This window comes from Burkholderia sp. Bp9140, assembly GCF_003853425.1.
Classification (GTDB): domain Bacteria; phylum Pseudomonadota; class Gammaproteobacteria; order Burkholderiales; family Burkholderiaceae; genus Burkholderia.
On record NZ_QTPQ01000005.1, the window covers coordinates 105239 to 131014 of the forward strand.

Sequence of the window (25776 nt, forward strand, 5' to 3'; positions counted from 1 at the left end):
CCTGCAAGCACCCGCACGATGCGCACCACCAAAGCAACCCACGCGGTCGAACGCCTGAAGACCCGTTCCGGCAACCCGCAGTTCGCGGCCGTCGCGATGGCGGGCGGCCTGTTCTATCTGGTCGACCGCTCGAGCGGCACCACCGAGAAGCGCAGCGAACCGCTGCCGCTCGACGAATTCGTCAGGTTCGTCGACGAATTCGGCCCCAAAAAGCCGCGCAAGGCGAGCAAGCTCGACCTCGCGTTCGAGGCGCAGATCAAGAAGAGCAAGGGGTAAAGGTCTGTTGCAGGCCGTCTGAAGGCTTCGCCGCCGCCCCGTTTGGTACAATCACGAAGTTTCTCTATCCCCGCTGATGGCCGACCTGGCTGCGTGACCACACCATGAATATCGAAAACGCGCGTTTCAACATGATCGAACAACAGATCCGGCCGTGGGACGTGCTGGACCTGGACGTCCTGGGCCTGCTGTCGATCGTCAAGCGTGAAAACTACGTGTCGCCGGAACATCGCGATCTCGCGTTCGCCGACCTCGAGCTGCCGCTGCCCGGCGGCAGCAGCAAGATGCTGTTCCCGCGTGTCGAAGCGCGCGTGCTGCAGGAACTGGCGGTCAAGAAGCACGAGAACGTGCTCGTGATCGGCGCGGGTTCGGGCTATCTGGCCGCGCTGTTCGCGCATCGCGCGCAACACGTGACGGCGGTCGACATCGATCCGGCCATCGCGAAGTTCGCGGCAGACAACCTGCGCAACGACGGCGTGACCAATGCGGAAGTCGTGCTCGGCGACGGTTCGCGCGGCTGGCCGGACAAGGCGCCGTACGACGTGATCTGCGTCGCGGGCGGCCTGCCCGTCGTGCCGCAGGAAATGCTCGAACAGCTGAAGATCGGCGGCCGCCTGTCGGCGTTCGTCGGCGGTCGCCCGGTGATGAAGGCGCAGATCATCACGCGCATCGACGACAAGCAGTACCGCGTCGCCGACGTGTTCGAAACCTACGTCAATCACCTCGTCAACGCGATGGAACCGTCGCGCTTCAAGTTCTGAGCAGCGGAGCTTCCATGCAGATCCTGACGCCCGCGATGCTCGCGCAATGGCTGCGCGATCCGGCCCGTCCCGCGCCGGTCGTACTCGACGTGCGCGAGCCGTGGGAAATCTCGACCGCGCAGATCGCCGGCAGCGTGTCGATCCCGATGCAGCAGATCCCCGCGCGCAGCGAGGAGCTCGACGACGAAGCCGAGATCGTCTGCGTGTGCCATCACGGAATGCGCAGCGCGCAGGTCGCGATGTTCCTCGAATCGCGCGGCTTCACGAAGCTGTACAACCTGCAGGGCGGGATCGACGCGTGGTCGCGTGACGTCGATCCTTCCGTGCCGCGTTACTGAACGACTGATCTTCCCGGCGGCGCATCGCGCGCCGCCATGCCGACCGGCACGCTGCCGCCGGTCGCGCCGGTCCGCCGAACGGGCGCGCTTTGCGCGCCCGTTTCCGTTTCCGCTCCCGTGCTTCCCCTGCCTTCGCGTGCTTCGATGCCCAAGCGTGCGCACCGTGCACCATTTGCGCCCGCACGAGCGCACCGCAACGGGTCGCGCATGCTGCACGACGTGTCATCCGCACCGCACCGACGCCCCGCGCCCTCCCGCACAGGCACGCCCGGCGTGCATTCGCGCGACTGGCACATGCCTTGCGTTACTCCGATGCCGGCGCCGCCACGGCGCACGCGTATCCAACACGTCAAGGGGAACCCGATGAAACGTCGCAGTCTGCTGAAGTTCGGTTCGATGGCCGGTGCACTCGCGCTGGCGGGCAAGAGTCCGTTCGCGCACGCGGCCGATGCGGGCACCGGCCCGATCAAGGTCGGCATCCTGCATTCGCTGTCGGGCACGATGGCGATCTCCGAAACGTCGTTGAAGGACACGGCGCTGATGACGATCGCCGAGATCAACAAGAACGGCGGCGTGATGGGCCGCAAGCTCGAGCCGGTGGTCGTCGATCCCGCCTCGAACTGGCCGCTGTTCGCGGAGAAGGCGCGCCAATTGCTCACGCAGGACAAGGTCGCGTGCGTGTTCGGCTGCTGGACGTCGGTGTCGCGCAAGTCGGTGCTGCCGGTGTTCGAGGAACTGAACGGCCTGCTCTACTACCCGGTGCAGTACGAAGGCGAGGAAATGTCGCGCAACGTGTTCTACACGGGTGCCGCGCCGAACCAGCAGGCGATCCCGGCCGTCGAGTACCTGATGGGCGCCGAAGGCGGCGGCGCGAAGCGCTTCTTCCTGCTCGGCACCGACTATGTGTACCCGCGCACGACCAACAAGATCCTGCGCGCGTTCCTGAAATCGAAGGGCGTGAAGGACGCCGACATTCAGGAGGTCTACACGCCGTTCGGCCACAGCGATTACCAGACGATCGTCGCGAACATCAAGAACTTCGCGCAGGGCGGCAAGACGACCGTGATCTCGACGATCAACGGCGATTCGAACGTGCCGTTCTACAAGGAGCTCGGCAACCAGGGGATCAAGGCGACCGACGTACCGGTGGTCGCGTTCTCGGTCGGCGAGGAAGAACTGCGCGGGATCGACACGAAGCCGCTCGTCGGCCATCTGGCCGCGTGGAACTACTTCATGTCGGTGAAGAACCCGACCAACACGAAGTTCAAGGACCAGTTCGCCGCATGGGTGAAGGCGAACAGCCTGCCGGGCGGCGCGAAGCGCGTGACCAACGACCCGATGGAGGCGACCTATGTGGGCATCCACATGTGGAAGCAGGCCGTCGAGAAGGCGAAGAGCACCGACGTCGACAAGGTGCGCGTCGCGATGATCGGCCAGACGGTTGCCGCACCGTCGGGCTTCACGCTCGCGATGGACGGCAACCATCACCTGCACAAGCCGGTGATGATCGGCGAGATCCGCGGCGACGGGCAATTCAACGTCGTGTGGAAGACCAAGACCGCGGTACGTGCGCAGCCGTGGAGCCCGTTCATCGCGGGCAACCAGGGCAAGCCGGACATCGTCAGCTCGATTCCGGCGTTCCTGCGCCGGCAGCGCGCGGCGCTCGTCTGATGCGATGCGGCGCGCCGCGCACCGGCGTGGCGCGCCGCTCGCACGCAGCTGCAGGCAGGCCGCCGCGAGTGCGGTGACGAACCGCACTCGCCCGCGCGCCGCCGCACGCATTCGCGTTCCCACGCCCGACAGGATCTCCCGATGCCTACACGCTTTCGCCGCGCCGCCGTCGCGGTCGTCGCCTGTGCCGCGCTGGCGTGCGCGCTGCCGCGCGCCGCGTTCGCCCTGACGGCCGCCGATACCGCCGCGCTCGCCGGCGACGACTTCGACGCGAAAACGGCCGCGATCGAACGGCTCGCCGCCGATGCCGATCTGCGCGCCGTCGCACTGCTCAATGCGCTGTCGACCGGCGACGCGCTCGCGACCGGCGACGGCCGCCTGCTGATCCAGGCCGGCGACACCGCGCACGACGCACTGACGCAGGCCACGACGCCGGCCGGCGATGCGCAGCCCGTGATGCTGAACAACCTGCTGCGCACGAAGATCGCCGGCGCGCTGTCGGGTTTCGCGCTCGCATCGCCCGATGTCGCCGCGCGTCGCGACGCGATCGACGCGCTGCTGAAGTCGCCCGACCCGGCGCTCAAGCCGATGATCGACCGCGCACGCGCGAAGGAAACCGACCCGGCATTGAAGCGCCGCCTCGACGCCCTGTGGGCGATCGCCGCGCTGCACGATGCCGATCCGGCGAAGCGTCTCGATGCCGTGCAGGTGGTGGCCGCGCGCCGCGATCTCGACATGATCGAGCAGTTGCGCCCGCTCGTCGCGAAGAACGCGGACGGCAGCTACATGGAACCCGACGCGCGCGTGCGCGAAGCCGCGCAGCAAGGGCTCGATGCATTGCACGCGCTGCAGCGCCGCGGCGAGATCGCCGGCACCGTGTTCGCGGGTCTGTCGCTCGGCAGCGTGCTGCTGCTCGCGGCGCTTGGCCTCGCGATCACGTACGGGCTGATCGGCGTGATCAACATGGCGCACGGCGAATTCCTGATGATCGGTGCGTATGCAACCTATGTCGTGCAGACGCTGATCCAGCGCTACGCGCCGGCCGCGTTCGACTGGTATCCGCTCGTCGCGGTGCCCGTATCGTTCGCGGCGGCCGCGCTGGTCGGCATCGTGCTCGAACGGCTCGTGCTGCGGCACCTGTACGGCCGCCCGCTCGAAACGCTGCTCGCGACCTTCGGCGTGAGCCTGATCCTGATCCAGGCAACGCGCATGCTGTTCGGCGCGCAGAACGTGCAGGTCGTGAACCCGTCGTGGATGAGCGGCGGCGTGACCGTGATGCAGAACCTGATCCTGCCGTACAACCGGCTCGCGATTCTCGCGTTCGCGCTCGCGGTCGTGTTCGTCGCCTGGGGCGTGCTGACGAAGACGCGGCTCGGCCTGTTCGTGCGCGCGGTCACGCAGAACCGCCGGATGGCCGCGTGTGTCGGCGTGAAGACCGCGCGCGTCGACGCGTATGCGTTCGCGTTCGGCGCGGGCATCGCGGGCCTCGGCGGCTGCGCGCTGTCGCAGATCGGCAACGTGGGCCCCGACCTCGGGCAGAACTACATCATCGATTCGTTCATGGCGGTGGTGCTCGGCGGCGTCGGCCAGATCGCCGGCACCGTGCTCGGCGGCTTCGGGCTCGGCCTCGTCAGCAAGGCGATCGAGCCGTTCTGGGGCGCCGTGCTCGCGAAGATCGCGGTGCTCGTGATGATCGTGCTGTTCATCCAGAAACGCCCGCAGGGCATGTTCGCCCCGAAGGGACGCAGCGCGGAGGCCTGACATGACTTCATTCACCGATTCGTTGTCGAACCCGGTCGCCGGCACGCCGAAGCCTTCCGCCGCCGCACGCGCGGAAGGCGGCTTCGCACTCGGCCTGCCGCCGCGCCCCGCGCTGCTGTCGCGCCGCGCATGGCTCGCGCTCGTCGCGCTGTGCCTCGCGATCGGCATCGGCGTGCCGCTCGCCGCGCTGGTCGCGCCGGAGGCGAGCGCGTTCCATCTGTCCGCGTATGCGATGACGCTCGCCGGCAAGCTGATGTGCTACGCGATCGCCGCGCTCGCGCTCGATCTCGTGTGGGGTTACTGCGGCATCCTCAGCCTCGGCCACGGGCTGTTCTTCGCGCTCGGCGGCTATGCGATCGGCATGTACCTGATGCGCGAGATCGGCCGCGACGGCAAGTACGGCAGCGACCTGCCCGACTTCATGGTGTTCCTCGACTGGCATCAGCTTCCGTGGTACTGGAGCGGCACGCAGCATCTCGCGTGGGCGCTGCTGCTCGTCGTGCTCGTGCCGGCCGTGCTCGCGTGGGTGTTCGGCTTCTTCACGTTCCGCTCGCGCGTGAAGGGCGTGTACCTGTCGATCATCACGCAGGCGCTGACGTTCGCCGCGATGCTGCTGTTCTTTCGCAACGAGACGGGCTTCGGCGGCAACAACGGCTTCACCGACTTCAAGCGCATCGCCGGGTTTCCGATCACGTCGCCCGGCACGCGCACGGTGCTGTTGCTGCTGACCTTCGCGACGCTCGTGCTCGCGTTCATCGCCGCGCGCGCGATCGTCACCAGCAAGCTCGGGCGCGTGGTCACCGCGGTGCGCGACGGCGAGACGCGGCTGATGTTCCTCGGCTACAGCCCGCTCGCGTACAAGCTGTTCGTGTGGACGCTGTCGGCCGTGCTGTGCGGGATCGCCGGCGCGCTGTACGTGCCGCAGGTCGGCATCATCAATCCCGGCGAGATGTCGCCCGGCAACTCGATCGAAATGGCGATCTGGGTCGCGGTGGGCGGGCGCGGCACGCTGATCGGGCCGATCGTCGGCGCATTCGCGGTGAACGGCGCGAAGAGTCTCTTTACCGCGTACTTCGCCGAATACTGGCTGTTCTTTCTCGGCCTGATCTTCGTGCTCGTGCCGCTCTTGCTGCCGCGCGGCATCATGGGCCTCGTCGAAACACTGCTCGCGAAGGGGAAACGCGGATGAACGGCACGGCCCTCTACCAGTTCACGCCGCCGCCCGAAGACGAGCTGCTGGCCGTCAGCGGCACCGCATCGATGGGCCGCGTGGTGCCGCCCGGCATCGACACCTCGCACGGCACGATCCTCTATCTCGAGGATATCGAGGTGAGCTTCGACGGTTTTCGCGCGCTGAAGAAGCTGTCGCTCACGATCGACGCGGGCGAGCTGCGCTGCGTGATCGGCCCGAACGGCGCGGGCAAGACGACGATGATGGACGTGGTCACCGGCAAGACGCGTCCCGATGCGGGCAAGGTGTTTCTCGGCCAGACCATCGACCTCGCGCGGATGAACGAGCCCGAGATCGCGCGCGCGGGCATCGGCCGCAAGTTCCAGAAGCCGACCGTGTTCGAACAGCACCCGGTATGGGAAAACCTCGAACTGGCGATGCAGACCGACAAGGGCTGGCTCGCGTCGCTGCGCGCGCGGCTCGACCGCACCGCGCAGGCGAGGATCGAGGAGACGCTCGCGCTGATCGGCCTCGAAAGCGACGCGTATCGTGCGGCGGGCGAGTTGTCGCACGGACAGAAGCAGCGGCTCGAGATCGGCATGCTGCTGATGCAGCGCCCTGCTCTCCTGCTGCTCGACGAGCCGGCGGCCGGGATGACCGACCACGAGACGATGGAACTCGCCGCGCTGCTGAACACGCTGCGCGGCACCTGCTCGATGATGGTCGTCGAGCACGACATGGAGTTCGTCGCGGCGCTCGCGGGCGACACGGGCCGCGTGACGGTGATGGCCGAAGGCGCGGTGCTCGCGCAAGGCACGCTCGACCAGGTCAAGCGCGACGATGCGGTGATCGAGTCTTACCTCGGACGATGATGCGATGCTGAAGATCGATGCATTGAACCAGTACTACGGCGGCAGCCATATCCTGCGCAACGTGAACCTGACCGCCGACGACGGCAAGCTCACCGTGCTGCTCGGCCGCAACGGCGTCGGCAAGAGCACGCTGCTGCGCTGCCTGATGGGCGTCGTCGCCGCGAAGAGCGGCAGCGTGTCGTGGCGCGGCACGGCGCTCGGCGCGCTGCCGCCGTATGCGCGCGTCGCGGCCGGGCTGGCATACGTGCCGCAGGGCCGCGACATCTTTCCGCGGCTCACCGTCGAGGAAAACCTGCTCGTCGGCGCGGCGAGCCGCAAGGCGCCGTCGAAGGTGCCCGACCGCATCTACGATCTGTTCCCGGTGCTGAAGGACATGCGCGCACGGCGCGGCGGCGACCTGTCGGGCGGCCAGCAGCAGCAGCTCGCGATCGGCCGTGCGCTGATGAGCGAGCCGCAGCTGCTGATCCTCGACGAGCCGACCGAAGGCATCCAGCCGTCGATCATCCAGGACATCGGCCGCACGCTGCGCCAGCTCGTCGACGAATCGAAGATGACCGTGCTGCTCGTCGAGCAGTATTTCGACTTCGCGCGCTCGATCGCGGACCAGTACTGGGTGATGAGCCGCGGCGAGATCGTCGCGGGCGGCGACGCGCGGGACATGGAGGCGAACGGCGTGCGGGAACTGATCGCGGTGTGACGTGCGCCTGAATGGCCAAATTGCCGCGAATGACCTGCGCGCCTGCGGCAGGGATGGTTCGGGGGTTGAGGCCAGCCGAATGCGACTACTTTGCCGCCGGCGCAGGTCGTTCGCACGCACGGTGTGATATTCCGGCGCGCTTCCTCCCCCCATGACAAGAGGCGACGCGGAGTTGGCACTGCGACAGACCGTGCGCTCCCGTTGCCGGCGTCCAGGTCGCTTCCGACCGTCACGATCCATGCGTTAATTATTCGCAAATTATCAAATAAAGTCGCTATTTCTCGCACACAGTCAACGCGTTGCCCCCGCAATGGGTCCTGTCATCCCGATACACCGCCATCCCGCCAGGCGCACGTGAGCCCGTGTCCTGGGCGGGTGACTCAAGGTGCGGCGCGATTCGGCGCAATAGCGTTAAAAAATTGCAGATACGCCGATTTCGTCGGCATGACAGCCGACCCCATCGACCTGGCAACGCTCGAAGAAACGCAAAAGCGGCTCCATCGGGAACTGCCGGCCTCGCTCACGGAGAACCATCGTCAATTCCTCATATCGCTGGTCCGGGCCGAGCCCGACTGGTCCTTGATGCCATACGCGCATCTGCGCGAGTTGCCGGCCCTGAGAGGGAAGCTCATCAACCTCGAGAATCTCAAGAAGAAAAAACCGGAGGTGTTCGCACAGCAGGAGTCGGCGCTCCGCGAGAACTTCGCCAGGCAGGACAAGGAACATGCGCCAGCTGACGCGGTGACCGACACCACGCCACGGAGCCCGGAGTAAGGGCGTCAGCCACGTGGCGCCGTTTTCGCGCCGCTCCGTCCAGCGTGCGCGTCGCGTGCTAGCGGTCAGCACCGCAATTTGGCGGGCCTCGAACGCTTCCAAGCCCCGTCGAAGGAACCGCCCAGGCCGGTGACCCAGCGGATTCGCGGCTCGCCCGAACCCGGCGCTTTCAACGCAGACGGCATCTGCATTATTGTTCCAGTAGCATCCACGTTTTCCGCGCCCTTTCCGCCGATGTCCGCCCCCGACTCCCACGCCCCGCTGTCCCGCCCCGCCGTCGCCAAATCGTGGCGCGGCCGCCTCGAACTCGGCTTCGAACGGCACGGCGCGCGCACGACGCTCGTCCATCGGCTGCACGATGGCCCGCTGCGCGTGCAGCGGCCGCTGTATCCGGAAGGCGACGCGATCTGCCACGCGGTCATCGTTCACCCGCCGGGCGGCGTCGCGGGCGGCGACCGGCTCGACATCGACATCGCGCTCGGCGACGGCACGCACGCGGTGCTGACGACGCCCGGCGCGACCAAGTGGTACAAGTCGAACGGCCTCGACGCGACACAACGCATCGACATCACGGTCGGCGCGCACGCGAAGCTCGACTGGCTGCCGCAGAACAACCTGTTCTTCGACGCGGCCCACGCCGCGCTCGACTTCACCGTGACGCTCGGCGCCGGCGCGAGCGCGATCGGCTGGGACGCGACGCAGCTCGGCCGGCAGGCGGCCGGCGAGACGTGGTCGGCAGGCCGCATCGCGTCGGGTTCGGCACTCGTCGATGCCGACGGCCGGCCGCTGTGGACCGAGCGCGCGCTGCTCGACGCGCACGATCCGCTGCGCGGCGCGCTGCAGGGTCTCGCCGGCTTTCCCGCATACGGCACGCTGTGGGCGGCCGGCGCCGCGTGCGACGCGGCACTCGCCGAAGCGCTCGCCGCGCGGATGCCGTTCGACGACACGCTGCGCGCGGGCGCGACCTGCGTGACGCCCGGCGTCGTGCTGGTGCGCGCGCTGTCGACGTCGATGGAAGCGCTGCAGCGTCACTTCACCGACTGCTGGCTATACCTGCGGCCGCTCGTGCACGGCGTCGATGCACGGCCGCTGCGCCTCTGGCAAACCTGAAGGCGCCAGGCCCCGCACGCACCGTTTCGGCGCAGCAGCGCCGCCCGCGGTGCCCGCGATCCATGCATCGCGCACCACGAACGCGCATCGCCGCGCGTTCCAGCGGCATGGCACGCCCCTTGCTGCTTACATAACGGATACACGACGCGCGCAAATCGGCACGGTGCTACGATGAACCGCGCCGTCGCCGGAACCGCTGCGCATCGATAAAAATTACGTTTTCCTGAACGACTGCCTTCATGAAACTGACTCCCCGAGAGAAGGACAAGCTGCTGATCTTCACGGCGGCGCTGCTGGCCGAGCGTCGCCGCGCGCGCGGGCTGAAGCTCAACTATCCGGAAGCGGTCGCGTTCATCACCGCCGCGCTGATGGAAGCCGCGCGCGACGGCAAGACCGTCGCCGAGGTGATGCACTACGGCACGACGCTGCTCACGCGCGACGACGTGATGGACGGCGTGCCGGAGATGATCCCCGACATCCAGGTCGAGGCGACCTTCCCCGACGGCACCAAGCTCGTCACCGTCCACCACCCGATTCCGTGACCGAGGCCACCCGCATGATTCCCGGCGAAATCCTCACCGACGACGGCGAGCACGAACTGAACGCGGGCCGCGCGACGATCTCGCTCGTCGTCGCGAACACCGGCGACCGCCCGGTGCAGGTCGGCTCGCACTACCACTTCTTCGAAGTCAACGACGCGCTGTCGTTCGACCGCGCGGCCGCGCGCGGCTTCCGGCTCAACATCGCGGCCGGCACGGCCGTGCGCTTCGAGCCGGGCCAGACGCGCACCGTCGAGTTGGTCGAGCTGGCCGGCGAACGCGCCGTCTACGGTTTTCAGGGCAAGGTGATGGGGCCGCTGTAAGCCGCGCCCCGCTCTTCAGGAACAGCAACATGACACTACGCTTGAGCCGCCGCGCGTACGCGGAAATGTTCGGGCCGACGACGGGCGACCGCGTGAGGCTCGCCGATACCGAACTGCTGATCGAGATCGAACGCGACTACACGACCTACGGCGAGGAAGTGAAATTCGGCGGCGGGAAGGTGATCCGCGACGGGATGGGCCAGTCGCAGCGCGTGGCCGCCGACGTGCCCGACACGGTCATCACGAACGCGGTGATCCTCGACCACTGGGGCATCGTGAAGGCCGACATCGCGATCAAGCACGGCCGCATCGCCGCGATCGGCAAGGCCGGCAACCCGGACATCCAGCCCGGCGTGACGATCGCGATCGGCGCCGCGACCGAAGTGATCGCCGGCGAAGGGTTGATCGTGACGGCCGGCGGCATCGACACGCACATCCACTTCATCAGCCCGCAGCAGATCGACGAGGCGCTCGCGTCGGGCGTCACGACGATGCTCGGCGGCGGCACCGGCCCGGCCACCGGCACCAATGCGACCACCTGCACGCCGGGCCCGTGGCACATGGAGCGGATGCTGCAGGCGGCCGACGGCTGGCCGATCAACCTCGGCTTCCTCGGCAAGGGCAACGCGAGCCTGCCGCAGCCGCTCGTCGAGCAGATCGCGGCCGGCGCGATCGGCCTGAAGCTGCATGAAGACTGGGGCACGACGCCCGCCGCGATCGACAACTGCCTGTCGGTCGCCGACGACACCGACACCCAGGTCGCGATCCACACCGATACGCTGAACGAAGGCGGCTTCGTCGAATCGACGGTCGCCGCGTTCAAGGGCCGCACGATCCATACGTACCACACCGAAGGCGCGGGCGGCGGCCATGCGCCCGACATCCTGAAGGTGTGCGGCGAGGCGAACGTGCTGCCGTCGTCGACCAACCCGACGCGCCCGTACACGATCAACACGCTCGACGAGCATCTCGACATGCTGATGGTGTGCCACCACCTCGATCCGTCGATCGCCGAGGATCTCGCGTTCGCGGAATCGCGGATCCGCCGCGAGACGATCGCGGCCGAGGATATCCTGCACGACCTCGGCGCGCTGTCGATGCTGTCGTCCGACTCGCAGGCGATGGGCCGCGTCGGCGAAGTGATCATCCGCACCTGGCAGACCGCGCACAAGATGAAGGTGCAGCGCGGCGCGCTGCCGGAAGACGGCGCCCGCAACGACAACTTCCGCGCGAAACGCTACGTCGCGAAGTACACGATCAACCCGGCGATCACGCACGGGATCGCGCACGAAGTCGGCTCGATCGAACCCGGCAAGTGGGCCGACCTCGTGCTGTGGGAACCGGCGTTCTTCGGGATCAAGCCGTCGATGATCCTGAAGGGCGGGATGATCGCGATGGCGCAGATGGGCGACCCGAACGCGTCGATCCCGACGCCGCAGCCGGTCCACTACCGCGAGATGTTCGCCACGCGCGGCGGCGCGCTCGCGCGCACGTCGCTGACCTTCGTGTCGCAGATGGCCGCCGATGCGGGCATCGCCGAACGCTACGGTCTCGCGAAGCGCATCGTGCCGGTGCGCAACTGCCGCAACGTGACGAAGGCCGACATGATCCACAACGCGTGGCGCCCGTCGATCAGCGTCGACCCCGAAACCTACGACGTGATCGCCGACGGCCAGTTGCTCACGTGCGAGCCGGCGTCGGTGCTGCCGATGGCGCAGCGCTATTTCCTGTTCTGATTTCCGGCTTTCGCTCCATGCGCACCCTCGACAAACGCATTGCCCCGAACGTGAAGCTCGCTGCGTCGCTCGTCGCGCGCGCGCCGACGCTCACGCTCGCCTACGACGCCCGCTGCAAGAGCCGCCTCGCGGCCACGCTCGATACCGGCGAGGACGTCGCGGTCCTGCTGCCGCGCGGCACCGTGCTGCGCGACGGCGACGTGCTGGTCGCCGACGACGGCGCGCTCGTGCGCATCGCCGCGGCGCCCGAGACCGTGCTGCTCGTGCGCGCGGCCGACCCGCTCACGCTGATGCGCGCCGCCTATCACCTCGGCAACCGTCACACGCCGGTCGAGATCGGCGACGGCTACCTGAAACTCGAAGCCGATCCGGTGCTCGCGGACATGCTGCGCCGGCTCGGCACGCAGGTCGAGGAGGCGAGCGCACCGTTCCAGCCGGAAGCCGGTGCATACGGCGGCGGCCACAAGCACGGACACGATGCGACATTCGCCGAGGATTACGCACTCGCGCAGCAGGTGTTCGGCGAACACCACGGCCACTCGCACGATCACGATCACGATCACGATCACCAGCATGGTCCGGGCTGCACGCACGGCCACCACGGCCATGACCATCACTGAGCTCGTCGCGCTGCTGCATCTCGCGTCGCCCGCGCTGCCGATCGGCGCGTTCAGCTATTCGCAGGGACTCGAAGCCGCGCTCGACGCGAGCCTGATCCGCGACGCCGACACCGCGCGCGACTGGATCGCGAGCGGGCTGACCGACGTGCTCGCGCACGGCGAGCTGCCGTTCCTCGCGCACCAGCTCGCACGCTGGCAGGCCCATGACGCGCACGCCCTCGCCGCCGAAAACGCGTGGTTCGTCGCGAGCCGCGAATCGGCGGAACTGCGCCGCGAGACCGAGCAGATGGGCTGGTCGCTCGCGCAACTCTGCGCGTCGCTCGAATGGGGCGATGCCGCGCGCCGCACGACGCTCGCGTCGCTGTCGCCGATCGCGCTGCCGACCGCGTTCGCCTATGCCGCCGCCGCACACGACGCGAGCGCCGACGCCGTGCTCGCCGCGTACGCATTCGGCTGGGTCGAGAACCAGACGTCGGCCGCGCTGAAAGCGGTGCCGCTCGGCCAGCTTGCCGGGCAACGCATCATCGTCGCGCTGCGCGGCGCGATCGACGCGGCCGTGCGCCGCGCGCTCGCGACGCCGCCCGACGCCGTCAACACGTTCGCGCCGCAGCTCGGCATCCTGTCCGCGCGGCACGAAACCCAGTATTCGCGGTTGTTCCGCTCCTGAACCCGACCCACGCCATGAACGCACCCGCCCCCTCCTCCGCCCGCCGCACCAAGAAACTGCCGCCGCTGCGCGTCGGCATCGGCGGCCCGGTCGGCTCCGGCAAGACCACGCTGCTCGAAATGCTGTGCAAGGCGATGCGCGAGCGCTACGACCTCGTCGCGATCACGAACGACATCTATACGAAGGAAGACCAGCGCCTGCTGACGGTCGCGGGTGCGCTGCCCGAGGAACGCATCATGGGCGTCGAGACGGGCGGCTGCCCGCACACGGCGATCCGCGAGGATGCGTCGATCAATCTCGAGGCCGTCGACCGGATGCTGTCGCGCTTCCCGGACGCCGACATCGTGTTCATCGAATCGGGCGGCGACAATCTCGCGGCGACGTTCAGCCCCGAGCTGTCGGACCTGACGATCTACGTGATCGACGTCGCCGGCGGCGAGAAGATTCCGCGCAAGGGCGGCCCCGGCATCACGAAGTCCGACCTGCTGGTGATCAACAAGACGGATCTCGCGCCGCTCGTCGGCGCGAACCTCGACGTGATGGCGTCCGACACGAAGAAGATGCGCGGCGAACGGCCTTATGTGATGGCGAACCTGAAGGCGCTCGAAGGCGTCGCGGAGGTCGTCGCGTTCATCGAGAAAAAGGGGTTGTTGACGGTTTGAATAAGTGTCCAGGCAGAACCACCTAGCATTTGCGCACACAAGAGCGAGTCCGCTGCCGAAAAGCCTCCAGCGACTTTGCGCAGCCAATTGAACTCGGCTAGCATCGATTTCTTACATTACGCTTTCTTTATTTGTAAGGATTTTCGATATGCCGATTCCCGCACATATGTGGCTGAAGGATGATGGCGGCGCAGACATCAAAGGCTCGTCAACCGTCCAGGACCGTGAAGGAAGCATTGAAATCATCAGTTTCGGCCACGGTGTAAATCTGCCGGTTGACGGCGCCAACGGCAAGATCACCGGCAAGCGGACACATTCGCCGATTGCGTTCGAAAAGGAATTCGACGCGGCGACTCCCTATCTTTACAAGGCCGTGGCGAAGGGGCAGACGCTGCAATCGGCCGAGATCAAGTGGTATCGCATCAACGATGCGGGAAGAGAGGAAGTCTATTTCGTGATGCTGCTCGAAGGCGTAAAAGTCTCCGGCATCAATCCGGGCATGGCGAATACCAGACTGTCGCAGGCGTCCGCGCTCAATCACGTGGAAGCCGTCTCCATGATGTATGACCGCATCACGTGGCATTACCTCGACGGCAATATAAAATTCACCGATTCATGGAATGACATCGGATAAGCGGGGGCGGTCAATGGCTTATACCGGTAAATTTCTGGTGAATAACGACTTTTTGTCGCCCCTTACCATTGATGGTGTGGGTACGTTCGATGCGTTCTCTGGCAACGGCATCTATCGGAATCGAGGGGGCTGTACGGCGGTGCCCGATAACGGTCCGATTCCTGGCGGAAAATACTGGATCGTTGCGCGTCCTACTGGTGGCGCACGCTCCCAAGCCTACGCTTGGATAAAAGATCAGTGGAACGCCTTCAAGGGAAATGCGACCGACCACAGTGAATGGTTCGCACTCTATAGAAATGATGGGGTGATTGACGATCAAACGTGGGTTAATGGCGTTCAGCGCGGTCAGTTCCGGTTGCATCCGGCAGGTGGTGAAGGTGTATCACTTGGCTGCATTACCCTGCCAAGCCGGGTCGATTTCCTGAGAATCCGTTCAGCCCTACTGCACACCACTACAGTCCCTGCTGGGAGTTCAGGACTTAATGCATACGGAACAATCGAGGTCATCACGCATGGCAACACTTGCCCGTAGGTTACTGAAGGTTTTGCTATTTATCGGGCTATTTCTTATTTCAGCTCGTTATATTCCGCTATCTAATGAGTGGACACCAGCCGAAGCGCGCGCATGGTGGCGCGCTTCAGAATGGCTCGGCGTTAGCGATCCCGATGATGTGTATTTCGTGGTGTGGGTGACTATCGAACTGATCGTGGCAGTGCTCGCCTACATAGCGATCATGTGGATGTGGCGACACTATCGCCGGAAAGAGCATGTCGAGAAATAGTGACTGAGAATGACCGAATCCGTGGACCTTTCAAAATCGCGACGTTGCATTACTCTGCCGAGCCGTACGGATTTCCTGAGAATCCGAACAGCACTTTTAACCGCCAAGAAAATCGCGGCCGGCAATTCAGGACTTAATGCATACGGAACAATTGAGGTCATCGCGCATGGCAACACTTGCCCGTAGACTTTTCAAGATGGCGCTGTTTATCGGCTTGTTTCTTCTATCCGTGCGCTGCATTGGTCGGAATGGGGCGATGCCGGAAAGTGAGGCACTTAGATGGTTGAGCATCGCGCAAAGCCTTGGTCTGCACGAGGCGGATGATGTCTATATCCCGGTGATGCTGGCTCTTGATCTGCTTGTGGCAACGCTTGCGTATATGATGATCACAAAGCTATGGAAGCACTATCGTGGAAAAAGCCATGTTGAGAAATAGCGCCCGAGAATGATCACTTTTACCCGTAGGCTCTTCAAGATCGTGCTGTTTATCGGCCTGCTCGCTCTATCGCTTCGTTATGTCCGTCCATACCACTATGAGTGGACGCCAGCCGAGGCGCGTGCAGGTGGCGTGCTTCGGAATGGCTCGGCGTTCGCGATCCCGATGATTTGTATTTCATGGTGTGGGTAACTATCGAGGTGATCACGGCAGTGCTCGCCTACGTAGCGATTACGCGGCTGTGGCGACACCATCTCAAAAACCATATTGAGAAATAACGCCTAAGAATAGCCGTACCCGCAGGTTTTCAAAAATCGCGCTGTTTATCGGTCTGCTCGCTCTATCGCATCGTATGTCGTTATGCCCACCCATGCCTCTATAAGTGGACAGAAGGCCAAGCACGCACTTTCCCGACTCAAGGTTCACTGGACACGACCTTACCCCTGCAACTTGATTGAAGATCATTCGAGCGCGGCGCGCTCGAATGCATGTCTCTACACCTACTTGCCCTGAGCGTCCTGCCCGTCGTCCTGCATCGAATTCGCGCCGCGTTCGACCGGCGGCAGCAGCGCCGCGAGCACGTCGACCGAGCGCGCGGTCGCGCCGCGATGGCGCGACGCGAACGCGGCACCCGCCGCACCCATCGCGATGCGCCGCGCGTTGTCGGCAAACAGCGCGTCGAGCACGTGTGCGAGGTCGAGCGGATCCGCAACCTGCATCGCCGCGCCGGCCGCGACCGCATCGGCAGTCGCCTGCGTGAAGTTGAACACGTGCGGCCCGATCAGCACCGGCACGCCGACCGCGCACGCCTCGATCAGGTTCTGCCCGCCGAGCGGCAGCAGGCTGCCGCCGATGAACGCGACGTCGGCGGCCGCGTAGTACGCGCCGAGCTCACCCATTGAATCGCCAAGCAACACCGTCACGTCCGCCGGCAGCGGTTCCGCCGCGGCGGGCCTGCCGGCCGCGAGCGCCGCCGCGTCCGCACCCCACGCCGAACGCCGCACGCACTTGAATCCGTTGCGCGCGACCAGCGCCTCGACTTCGGCGAAACGCTGCGGATGGCGCGGCACGAGGATCAGCAGCGCGCCGGGCGTGTGCATCGCGGCGAACGCCTGCAGCACCAGCGCTTCTTCGTTCTCGCGCGTGCTGGCCGCAACCCACACCGGCCGCGTGCCGATCGCGTCGCGCCATGCATGGCCGCGCGCCGCCAGCTCCGGCGGCGTCGTCATGTCGAATTTCAGATTGCCCAACACCGCCACGTTGCGCGCACCGAGCGACGTCAGCCGCTCCGCGTCGGCCGGGCTCTGCGCGAGCACGCGCGAGAAACCGCCGAACACATCGCGCGTCGCCGCGCCGAACTTCGCCGCACGGCGATGCGAGCGCGCGGACATTCGCGCATTCGTCAGCACGAGCGGCACGTCCGCGCGACGGCACTCGTCGATCAGCGTCGGCCACACCTCGGTTTCCATCACGAGGCCGAGCGTCGGCCGCCATGCGTGCAGGAAGCGCCGCACCGCGCCCGGCATGTCGTACGGCAGGTAGCAGCGCAGCACGCGATCGCCGAAGATCTGCTCGCCGGTCGCGCGGCCGCTCGGCGTCATGTGCGTGAGCAGGATGCGCGCGTCGGGACGCGCACGCATCAGCGCATCGATCAGCGGCTGCGCGGCACGCGTCTCGCCGACCGACACCGCATGCACCCAGATCAGCGGCGCGCGATCGTCGGGCGAACGGCCCGCGACGTGGCCGAAGCGCTCGCCGATGTGCTCGCGATAGCCGCGCTCCTTGCGCGAGCGCACGTAGAGCCGGATCACGGCGATCGGCGCGACGAGCCACCACAATGCGCGATAGATCGCCCTCAGCATGAGCGTGCTCCGTTACCGCGGAGGAGACGGTGCGCGCTCAAACCAGCGCCCTGCCGGTCAGGCGCTCGAGAATCCCGAGCGGCGCGCATTCGCGGCGCACCATCGCGTCGACCGGCAGGAAGAAGGTCTGCTCGAGCATGAACTGGCCGGACATCACAGCGTGCGAAGTCTGATCGGAGAAACATATCCACACGCTGCCCGGCGGAAACGGCATCGTCTGCTGCGGACAGGTCTTCTGGTAGTCGAGATCGGCCTTCATCCCGTCGTGCAGGTTCAGCATCAGGTGGTCGTACGCGCTGCGCGGCGACTTCGTCACGTGCAGCAGGTTCAGCAGCCACGCCGAGCCCGGGAACTGCGGCCGGATCTTCGGCAGGAAGTGCTTCGCGACGTCCTCGAACGGCTCGCCGACGCGCCACACGCGCGGCTGGCCGGCGGGGTTCACGTTCGTGAACACGCGCAGGATCCGCTCGCCGTAGTTCGGCCGCGACGGGAACGCGTCGACGTGCAGCCGGCTGTCGTCCTTGCGCCAGGACGTCTGACGCGTCTCGACCCGCATCAGCCGCAGGCTCGTCGGCGCGACGCGCAGCTTGCCGCGATATTCGGGAAAGAGGCCGTCGACGAGCGTGCCGGCCTGCTGCTGGAAGCGCGCGACGAGCGCGCGCACGGCCGACTGGGTGACGCTGTCGCCGAGCACGCCGGCGAGCGCGCCGCCGTTCGGCGCGAGGCTGATGTTCTTGCGGTTCGGATCGGCGAGCGCCGGATCGAGCAGCGCTTCCTCGCCGCCTTCGATCGCGAAGCGCAGGTGCGGGAAATACAGCACCTTGCCTTCCTCGACCGCGGCCAGCAACTGCTCGCGCGGCGTCGACAGGTTGTGTCCGCTCCAGTCGGCGGACGGGACTTCGATGATCTGGGATTCGCTCATGATCGGTTCGCGTGCGTAACGGGCGGAACAGGCAGGGCAGGCATGACGGGCATCACAGCAGACCGAAGCCCGCGAGCGCCGCCTTCACCTGTGCGATCGACGGCGGCTGCCCCACCGTGCCGAGATTGACGACGTTCGGCGACCAGTAGCCGCCGGTCCGCCAGGCCGTCGCAAAATTGTACAGTTCGACCGTCGGACGCTTCAGCGCGGCCGCGATATGAACCAGACCTGTATCAACCCCGACCGTCGCGGCCGCGCCGTCGATCAGGCCGACGACGGCCGGCAGCGACAGCTTCGGCGGCACGATCGCCGCCGCGCCGAACTCCTTCGCGAGCCGCTCGCTGGTCGCGCGCTCCGCGTCGTTGCCCCACGGCAGCACGAGCGACGCGCCGCGCCGCACGAGCGCCTGGCCGAGCTCGATCCACGCGGCGTCCGGCCACTGCTTGTCGGCACGCGACGTCGCATGCACGAACACCACGTACGGCACCGGCAGGTTCAGGCCGAGCGCCGCGACCGCGAGCGCCGCCGCGCGCGTGTCGAGGCCGAAATCGACCGGATCGGCCGGCGTCGGCGCCGGGTCGCCCAGCGCGGCCGCGACCAGCTGGCGCGAACGCTCGACCACGTGCGTGCGTGGCGCGATCGGCACGCGCTTGCGATAGAAGAAACGCACCGGCCATTCGTAGCCGGCGCCGTCGGTGCGGTTGCCGAGGCCGGCGAGCGGGCCGCGCGCCCAGCCCGCGACCCAGGCGGTCTTGATGAGCCCCTGGCAGTCGATCACGAGGTCGTACTGCTCGGCCGCGAGGCGCTTGCGGAACGCGCGGATCTCGCGCCACGTGGCGCCCGAGAACGGCTTCTTGCGCCAGCGGCGCAGCGAGAACGGCAGCACGTCGCGCACGCCGTCGACGAGCCGCACGAGGTCGACGAAGCTCTCCTCGACGAGCCAGTCGATCTGCGCATCGGGGTGGCGGCGCCGGATATCGGCGATCACCGGCATGTTGTGCACGACGTCGCCCAGCGACGATACGCGCACGATCAGGATCTTTTGCACGCTGGAAAAACGCCGGCGGACAGCCGGCGACAGGCATAAAGACGCGATTTTATCGCGCCCGGGACGTCAGACAGACAAAAAGCGGCCGCATGCCGGTGGCATGCGCCGCTTTTCGGGGGTGACGCGACGAATCGCTCGACCGTCGCACCGGCGGCGGCCCGCAGGCCGCCCGAACTCAGAACGGCAGCTTGACGTCCGGCTTCGCGGCCGTCAGCACGCGGCGGAAGTCGTCCTGGATGCGCTTGAGCCCTTCCTTGGTCTCCGATTCGAACCGCATCACGACGACCGGCGTCGTGTTCGACGAACGCGCGAGGCCGAAGCCGTCCGGGTACTCGACGCGCAGGCCGTCGATCGTCACGACTTCCTCGGCGCCGTCGAACTTCGCCTCTTTCTGCAGCTTCTCGATCAGACGGAAGTTCTCGCCTTCGTCGAGCCAGAGCTGCAGTTCGGGCGTGCTCATCGCGTCCGGCAGCGCGTTCAGCAGCGCGCTCGGATCGGCCGTCTTCGCGAGGATCTCGAGCAGGCGCGCGCCCGTGTAGAGACCGTCGTCGAAGCCGTACCAGCGGTCCTTGAAGAACACGTGGCCGCTCATCTCGCCGGCGAGCGGTGCGCCCGTCTCGCGCAGCTTCGCCTTCACGAGCGAATGGCCCGTCTTCCACATCAGCGGCTCGCCGCCCTTCGCCTTGACCCACTGCGCGAGATGGCGCGTGCACTTCACGTCGTAGATGATCTGCGCGCCCGGGTTGCGCGACAGCACTTCCTCGGCGAACAGCATCAGCTGGCGGTCCGGGAAAATGATCTGGCTGTCCTTCGTGACGACGCCCAGGCGGTCGCCGTCGCCGTCGAACGCGAAGCCGAGCTCGGCGTCGGTGTCCTTCAGCGCCTGGATCACGTCCTGCAGGTTTTCCGGGTGCGCGGGATCGGGGTGGTGGTTCGGGAACGTGCCGTCGATGTCGGTGAAACGCTCGACGAGTTCGCAGCCGAGCGCCTTGAACAGGCGCGTCGCGAGCGGGCCCGCGACGCCGTTGCCGGCATCCACGACGAGCTTCAGCGGGCGCGCGAGCTTCACGTCGCCGACGATCCGCGCGATGTATTGATCGGCGACGTCGAACGCCTCGTACGAGCCGCTGCCCGTGTCATAGCGCTCGTCGACGATGCGGCGGTACAGCGCCTGGATCTGCTCGCCGTAGATCGCGGCGCCGCGCAGCACCATCTTGAAGCCGTTGTAGTCGGGCGGGTTGTGGCTGCCCGTGACGACGATGCACGAATCGACGCGGCGCTCGCCGCCCTTCAGCGCAAGCGGCACGCTCGCCGCGAAATAGCCGACCGGCGTGGGCACCATGCCGACGTCGACGACGTCGACGCCCGCCGCACGCAGGCCATCGGCGAGTGCGCCGACGAGCTCGGGCCCCGACAGGCGGCCGTCGCGCGCGACGACAACCGCGTCGCCGCCCTGTGCGCGCACTTCGCTGCCGAATGCCCGGCCGATCGCGCGCGCCGTGTCGGCGTCGAGCGTCTTGCCGACCACACCGCGAATGTCATATGCCTTGAAGATGGATTGGGAGATCATCGATTCTCTCTCGGTTGCGTGCATGGAAAATAATCTGGCCGCCTTTCGCGCATGCCCGGCATCATACATGCGGGCCTTGCACAACAAGGAACGGGACGGCTGGAGCGGCCCCGATCCCACTTATAATCGCGGGTTTTGATGACGCGCATTCTGTCCATTTTAATGCCTAGCCGTTCCGCCGCCGCCAACCTGCCGCCTCCGGGCGCCCTGCCGGTCGCCTTGCGCGCGTGCGGCTGCCCCGCATGCTGAAACGATTCGGCAACCCGGACGTCGCGAAAGCCGTCGCGAATCTCGTCTGGCTGGGGCTCGAACGGCTCACGCAGATCGGCGTCGCGATCGCGATCAGCGGTCTTCTGGCCCGTTATTTCGGGCCGGACGTGTTCGGCAAATGGCAGTATGCGAATACGCTTCTCCTCGTACTGGCGCCGCTCACCTGGGTGTGCGGTGCCGAAATCCTGGTTCCGACCATCGTCCAGCGCCCGCCCGCGCAACTCGGCGCGGTGCTCGGCAGCGCATTCGCGCTGCGCATCGGCGTGTCCGCCGCCGCGCTCGTCGCGACCTGGATCGCGATCGGCGCCGGCGCGTTCGACCCGCTCGTCGGCGCGATGCTCGCGGGCCTCGCCGTCACGATGGTGTTCCGCGAGCCGTTCGTCGGCGTGATCAACGCGTGGCTGCAGAGCCTGACCTACAGCAAGCCGCAGCTCGTGACCAGCATGGTCACCGCGCTGGCGAAGGCGCTGCTCGTCTGGCTGCTGGTCCGCGCGGCCGCCGGCCCTGCCCGCTTCGCATGGCTGTGGGCGCTGGAGGCCGCCGCGATCGGCTTCGCGCTCGTGCTGTACTACCGCCATCGTAACGGCGGCACGCTCGGCTGGACGTTCGACAAACCGCTGTTCAGGCACTTTGCGACCGCCGGCACCGTGTTCTGGCTCGGCCTGATCTGCATGTACCTGTTCCTGAAGCTCGACCGCCTGATGCTCGAGCGTCACGTGTCGTTCGCCGACCTCGGCCGCTACGCGGCGGCCCAGCAGCTCAACGAGAACTGGATCACGCTCGCGCTGATGCTCGCGCAGACCATCGCGCCCGCGTTCGTGTACCGCGTGCAGGACGTCGCGCGGCTGCGCCGCAACATCGTCCGGCTGATCGCGATGACCGCCGGCCTGATGACGGCCGGCGCGCTGGTGCTGGACGCGGCCGCGCCGCTCATCGTCGGCAAGGTGTTCGGCCACGGCTACGAGGCGTCGGTCGACATCTTCCGCTGGGCCGTCTGGCTGTCCGTGCCGGCCGGCATCGAGGCGATAGGCAATCTTATCGTTCTCAAATATCAAGCAAAATTCGTGTTGCTGGCGAAATGGGTGCTCGCGCTCGCGATCGCCGCGCTCGTCAACGTGTTCGCCATCCCCCGGCTCGGCCTGTACGGCGCGCTCGTCGGGCTCGCGGCCGGCTATGTCGCCGCCACCGCCGTTAATTTTTATTACATCCGTTTCAAGCTGCGCCCATGACGTCTCCCGATTGCCCACCCCTGCTCGACGACGTGGCCGTGCTGATGCCGGCCTACAACGGCCACGACGACGTCGCCCGCACCCTCGCGTCGTTTCGCGAGGACGCGCCGGTGCACGTGCTGATCGTCGACGACGGCAGCACACCGCCGATCGTCGCGCCCGACCTGCCCGGCCTCGCGGTCGAAGTGCTGCGCATGCCGCAGAACGGCGGCATCGAGCGCGCGCTCGAGGCCGGCATCGACGCGCTCGCGGCGCGCGGCTTCCGCTATGCGGCCCGTATCGACGCCGGCGACCTCGCCGCGCCGCAGCGGCTCGCGAAGCAGCGCGCGTATCTCGATGCGCACCCGCGCGTGGCCTGCGTCGGCATGTGGACCCAGGTCGTGTCGCGCGCCGGCGAGCCGCGCTTCATGCTGACCCCGCCCGCCGATCCGCGCGCGCTGCGCCGCACGCGCTTCCTGCGCTCGCCGCTCGTGCATCCGTCGGTCATGCTGCGCGTCGACGCCGTGCGCGAAGTCGGCAACTACCGCGCGAAGTACCGTGCGGCCGAGGATCTCGATCTTTTTTTACGGTTAATGCAGCGCTACGATTGCGCGAACCTGCCCGAGCTCGGCCTCTACTACGAGCTCAACGAGGGCGGGATCAGCGCGACCAAGCGCCGCCGCCAGCTGACGTCGACCCTGTCGCTGCTGCTGCGTTACTTCAACGCGCTGAACCCGTACGACTGGGCCGGCCTCGCCAAGAACCTGCTGCATTTCGTGACGCCGTACCGTACGCTGCAGCGGATCAAGCAGACGCTGTTCGCGGCGCGGCCGTCCGCGTAGCCCCGCATCCGGCATTTTCGACGCTTTATTTTTTCTTTTTTTCATGTCCGCTACCTCCTCGCTGCGCATCGCGCTCGTCTGCAACACGGCCTGGGCGATCTACACGTACCGCCACGGGCTGATCCGTGCGCTCGTCGCGCGCGGCGCCGAGGTCGTCGTGATCGCGCCGCACGACCGCACGGTGCCGCTGCTCGAGCAGATGGGCTGCCGCTACGTCGCGCTCGCCGTCGCGTCGAAAGGCACGAGCCCGCGCGAGGATCTCGGCACGCTCGCGGCGCTGACGCGCCATTACCGCGCGCTCGAGCCCGATCTCGTGTTCCACTACACGATCAAGCCGAACATCTACGGATCGATCGCCGCGTGGCTCGCGCGCGTGCCGTCGATCGCGGTCACCACGGGCCTCGGCTACGTGTTCATCCAGAAAAGCCGTGCGGCGAGCGTCGCGAAACGCCTGTACCGGTTCGCGTTCCGCTTCCCGCGTGAAGTCTGGTTCCTGAACCGCGACGATCTCGCGACCTTCACCGGCGAGCAGCTGCTCGCGCATCCGGACCGCGCACGGCTGCTGCACGGCGAAGGCGTCGATCTCGAACAGTTCGCGCCGGTGCCGCTGCCCGCCGGCCGGGGCCCCATGTTCATCCTGATCGGCCGGCTGCTATGGGACAAGGGCGTGCGCGAGTACATCGAGGCCGCGCGCATCGTGCGCGCCCGCTACCCGGACGCGCGCTTCCAGCTGCTCGGGCCGCTCGGTGTCGACAACCCGAGCGCGATCGGCCGCGCGGACGTCGACGCGTGGGTCGGCGAAGGCGTCGTCGAGTATCTCGGCGAGGCGCACGACGTGCGCCCGCACATCGCGGCGGCCGACTGCGTCGTGCTGCCGTCGTACCGCGAGGGCGTGCCGCGCACGCTGATGGAAGCGTCCGCGATGGGCCGCCCGATCGTCGCGACCGACGTGCCGGGCTGCCGCGACGTCGTGGCCGACGGCGAAACCGGCTTCCTGTGCCGCGTGCGCGACAGCGCGAGCCTCGCCGGGCAGTTGATCCGCATGATCGAACTCGGGCCTGCCGGCCGCGACACGATGGGCGCGCGCGGCCGCAGCAAGGTGGCCGCGGAATTCGACGAGCAGCAGGTCGTCGAACGCTACCGGCAGACCATTCATACATTGACCGGCATCACACTCTGAAGGAGCGCATCAGCATGACCGCTAAAGGCACCATCCTCGTTACCGGCGGTGCGGGCTACATCGGCTCGCACACGGCCGTCGAGCTGCTCGACAACGGCTACGATGTCGTGATCGTCGACAACCTCGTCAACAGCAAGGCCGAGTCCGTCCGGCGCATCGAGCAGATCACGGGCAGGACGCCCGCGTTCCACCAGGTCGACGTGTGCGACGAAGCCGCGCTCGCGAAGGTGTTCGACGCGCACCCGATCACCGGCACGATCCATTTCGCGGCGCTCAAGGCGGTCGGCGAATCGGTCGCGAAGCCGCTCGAGTACTACCAGAACAACATCGGCGGGCTGCTCTCGGTGCTCAAGATCATGCGCGAGCGCAACGTCCGGCAGTTCGTGTTCAGCTCGTCGGCGACCGTGTACGGCGTGCCGGAGCGCTCGCCGATCGACGAATCGTTCCCGCTGTCCGCGACCAACCCGTACGGCCAGTCGAAGCTGATTGCCGAGCAGATCCTGCGCGATCTCGAGGTATCGGACCCATCGTGGCGGATCGCGACGCTGCGCTACTTCAACCCGGTCGGCGCGCATGCGAGCGGGCTGATCGGCGAGGATCCGGCCGGCATCCCGAACAACCTGATGCCATATGTCGCGCAGGTCGCGGTCGGCAAGCTCGAGAAACTGCGCGTGTTCGGCTCCGACTACCCGACGCCGGACGGCACTGGCGTGCGCGACTACATCCACGTCGTCGATCTCGCGAAGGGGCACATCGCCGCGCTCGACGCGCTCGCGAAGCGCGATGCGAGCTTCGTCGTGAACCTCGGCACGGGCCAGGGCTACAGCGTGCTGGAAGTCGTGCGCGCGTTCGAGAAGGCATCGGGCCGCCCGGTGCCGTACGAACTCGTCGCGCGCCGCCCGGGCGACATCGCCGAGTGCTACGCGAACCCGCAGGCCGCGGCCGACCTGATCGGCTGGCGCGCGACGCTCGGGATCGACGAGATGTGCGCCGACCACTGGAAATGGCAGGAGGGGAACCCCCGCGGTTTTGTATAATCCGCTG

28 protein-coding genes are annotated in these 25776 nt (G+C 66.9%); 24 read left to right on the forward strand and 4 right to left on the reverse strand.

What is annotated here, in order from left to right:
• The first annotated feature begins 18 nt into the window (after positions 1–18).
• From DIE21_RS06245 to DIE21_RS06345, 20 genes are all read left to right on the forward strand, one after another.
• Positions 19–276, forward strand: a complete 258-nt coding sequence (locus DIE21_RS06245) for a hypothetical protein (RefSeq protein ID WP_124496865.1) — start codon at positions 19–21, stop codon at positions 274–276.
• 104 nt (positions 277–380) lie between these two features.
• Complete coding sequence (locus DIE21_RS06250; RefSeq protein WP_124496866.1) at positions 381–1037, forward strand: protein-L-isoaspartate O-methyltransferase; 657 nt, start codon at positions 381–383, stop codon at positions 1035–1037.
• Between the two features lie 14 nt (positions 1038–1051).
• On the forward strand, positions 1052–1375 hold the full coding sequence (locus DIE21_RS06255; protein WP_124496867.1) for a rhodanese-like domain-containing protein: 324 nt from the start codon (positions 1052–1054) through the stop codon (positions 1373–1375).
• A gap of 363 nt (positions 1376–1738) precedes the next feature.
• Positions 1739–3046, forward strand: coding sequence for an urea ABC transporter substrate-binding protein (urtA, locus tag DIE21_RS06260; protein WP_124496868.1), 1308 nt, complete (start codon positions 1739–1741; stop codon positions 3044–3046).
• Between the two features lie 141 nt (positions 3047–3187).
• Complete coding sequence (gene urtB, locus DIE21_RS06265) at positions 3188–4807, forward strand: urea ABC transporter permease subunit UrtB (RefSeq protein WP_124496869.1); 1620 nt, start codon at positions 3188–3190, stop codon at positions 4805–4807.
• A 1-nt stretch (position 4808) separates the two neighbouring features.
• Entirely contained in the window at positions 4809–5996 is a 1188-nt protein-coding gene (gene urtC / locus DIE21_RS06270) for an urea ABC transporter permease subunit UrtC (protein ID WP_124496870.1), read from the forward strand.
• Positions 5993–6850 carry an urea ABC transporter ATP-binding protein UrtD gene (gene urtD, locus DIE21_RS06275; RefSeq protein WP_124496871.1) on the forward strand — a complete coding sequence of 286 codons (858 nt, stop codon included), beginning with the start codon at positions 5993–5995 and terminating at the stop codon, positions 6848–6850. Before urtC ends, urtD begins: the two co-directional genes overlap by 4 nt.
• Before the next feature lie 4 nt (positions 6851–6854).
• Positions 6855–7547, forward strand: a complete 693-nt coding sequence (gene urtE, locus DIE21_RS06280; protein WP_124496872.1) for an urea ABC transporter ATP-binding subunit UrtE — start codon at positions 6855–6857, stop codon at positions 7545–7547.
• 444 nt (positions 7548–7991) lie between these two features.
• Positions 7992–8321 carry a hypothetical protein gene (locus DIE21_RS06285; protein ID WP_260432325.1) on the forward strand — a complete coding sequence of 110 codons (330 nt, stop codon included), beginning with the start codon at positions 7992–7994 and terminating at the stop codon, positions 8319–8321.
• 234 nt (positions 8322–8555) lie between these two features.
• On the forward strand, positions 8556–9431 hold the full coding sequence (locus DIE21_RS06290) for an urease accessory protein UreD (protein ID WP_124496873.1): 876 nt from the start codon (positions 8556–8558) through the stop codon (positions 9429–9431).
• A gap of 239 nt (positions 9432–9670) precedes the next feature.
• Positions 9671–9973 (forward strand): urease subunit gamma, encoded by a 303-nt coding sequence (gene ureA, locus DIE21_RS06295; protein ID WP_006406310.1) that lies wholly within the window; start codon positions 9671–9673, stop codon positions 9971–9973.
• A gap of 14 nt (positions 9974–9987) precedes the next feature.
• Positions 9988–10293, forward strand: coding sequence for an urease subunit beta (locus tag DIE21_RS06300; protein WP_044846264.1), 306 nt, complete (start codon positions 9988–9990; stop codon positions 10291–10293).
• A 29-nt stretch (positions 10294–10322) separates the two neighbouring features.
• Positions 10323–12029 (forward strand): urease subunit alpha, encoded by a 1707-nt coding sequence (gene ureC / locus DIE21_RS06305; protein ID WP_124496874.1) that lies wholly within the window; start codon positions 10323–10325, stop codon positions 12027–12029.
• Positions 12030–12046: 17 nt separating this feature from the next.
• Complete coding sequence (gene ureE, locus DIE21_RS06310; RefSeq protein ID WP_124496875.1) at positions 12047–12649, forward strand: urease accessory protein UreE; 603 nt, start codon at positions 12047–12049, stop codon at positions 12647–12649.
• Positions 12636–13316: an urease accessory protein UreF gene (locus DIE21_RS06315; RefSeq protein ID WP_124496876.1), complete on the forward strand. Its 681-nt coding sequence runs from the start codon at positions 12636–12638 to the stop codon at positions 13314–13316. The genes ureE and DIE21_RS06315 overlap by 14 nt, the downstream gene beginning before the upstream one ends.
• 14 nt (positions 13317–13330) lie before the next feature.
• A complete protein-coding gene (gene ureG / locus DIE21_RS06320) occupies positions 13331–13978 on the forward strand; it encodes an urease accessory protein UreG (protein WP_124496877.1) in 648 nt (215 codons plus the stop codon).
• 148 nt (positions 13979–14126) lie between these two features.
• The gene (locus DIE21_RS06325; RefSeq protein ID WP_124496878.1) at positions 14127–14612 is read left to right on the forward strand and encodes a type VI secretion system tube protein TssD; all 486 of its coding nucleotides are present in this window, start codon (positions 14127–14129) and stop codon (positions 14610–14612) included.
• 13 nt (positions 14613–14625) lie between these two features.
• Positions 14626–15144 (forward strand): DUF2778 domain-containing protein, encoded by a 519-nt coding sequence (locus DIE21_RS06330; protein WP_124496879.1) that lies wholly within the window; start codon positions 14626–14628, stop codon positions 15142–15144.
• Entirely contained in the window at positions 15125–15394 is a 270-nt protein-coding gene (locus tag DIE21_RS06335; protein WP_124496880.1) for a hypothetical protein, read from the forward strand. The genes DIE21_RS06330 and DIE21_RS06335 overlap by 20 nt, the downstream gene beginning before the upstream one ends.
• A 166-nt stretch (positions 15395–15560) precedes the next feature.
• A complete protein-coding gene (locus DIE21_RS06345) occupies positions 15561–15830 on the forward strand; it encodes a hypothetical protein (RefSeq protein WP_124496881.1) in 270 nt (89 codons plus the stop codon).
• A 500-nt stretch (positions 15831–16330) separates the two neighbouring features.
• Here DIE21_RS06345 and waaA read toward each other — a convergent pair whose 3' ends face one another.
• From waaA to DIE21_RS06370, 4 genes are all read right to left on the reverse strand, one after another.
• Positions 16331–17692, reverse strand: coding sequence for a lipid IV(A) 3-deoxy-D-manno-octulosonic acid transferase (waaA, locus tag DIE21_RS06355; RefSeq protein ID WP_124496882.1), 1362 nt, complete (start codon positions 17690–17692; stop codon positions 16331–16333).
• A 37-nt stretch (positions 17693–17729) separates the two neighbouring features.
• Positions 17730–18614, reverse strand: a complete 885-nt coding sequence (locus DIE21_RS06360; protein ID WP_124496883.1) for a Kdo hydroxylase family protein — start codon at positions 18612–18614, stop codon at positions 17730–17732.
• A 52-nt stretch (positions 18615–18666) separates the two neighbouring features.
• Positions 18667–19662, reverse strand: coding sequence for a lipopolysaccharide heptosyltransferase I (waaC, locus tag DIE21_RS06365; RefSeq protein ID WP_124496884.1), 996 nt, complete (start codon positions 19660–19662; stop codon positions 18667–18669).
• 175 nt (positions 19663–19837) lie between these two features.
• Complete coding sequence (locus tag DIE21_RS06370; protein WP_124496885.1) at positions 19838–21232, reverse strand: phosphomannomutase/phosphoglucomutase; 1395 nt, start codon at positions 21230–21232, stop codon at positions 19838–19840.
• Between the two features lie 242 nt (positions 21233–21474).
• Between DIE21_RS06370 and DIE21_RS06375 the strand changes: the two genes are divergently transcribed.
• Genes DIE21_RS06375 through galE form a run of 4 tightly spaced genes read left to right on the forward strand, consistent with a single transcriptional unit; the run spans position 21475 to position 25769 of the window.
• Positions 21475–22731 carry an oligosaccharide flippase family protein gene (locus DIE21_RS06375; protein ID WP_124496886.1) on the forward strand — a complete coding sequence of 419 codons (1257 nt, stop codon included), beginning with the start codon at positions 21475–21477 and terminating at the stop codon, positions 22729–22731.
• Positions 22728–23552 carry a glycosyltransferase gene (locus DIE21_RS06380; RefSeq protein WP_124496887.1) on the forward strand — a complete coding sequence of 275 codons (825 nt, stop codon included), beginning with the start codon at positions 22728–22730 and terminating at the stop codon, positions 23550–23552. The genes DIE21_RS06375 and DIE21_RS06380 overlap by 4 nt, the downstream gene beginning before the upstream one ends.
• A gap of 43 nt (positions 23553–23595) precedes the next feature.
• Positions 23596–24732 (forward strand): glycosyltransferase family 4 protein, encoded by a 1137-nt coding sequence (locus tag DIE21_RS06385; protein ID WP_124496888.1) that lies wholly within the window; start codon positions 23596–23598, stop codon positions 24730–24732.
• Positions 24733–24746: 14 nt separating this feature from the next.
• Entirely contained in the window at positions 24747–25769 is a 1023-nt protein-coding gene (galE, locus tag DIE21_RS06390) for a UDP-glucose 4-epimerase GalE (protein ID WP_124496889.1), read from the forward strand.
• Positions 25770–25776: the final 7 nt, after the last annotated feature.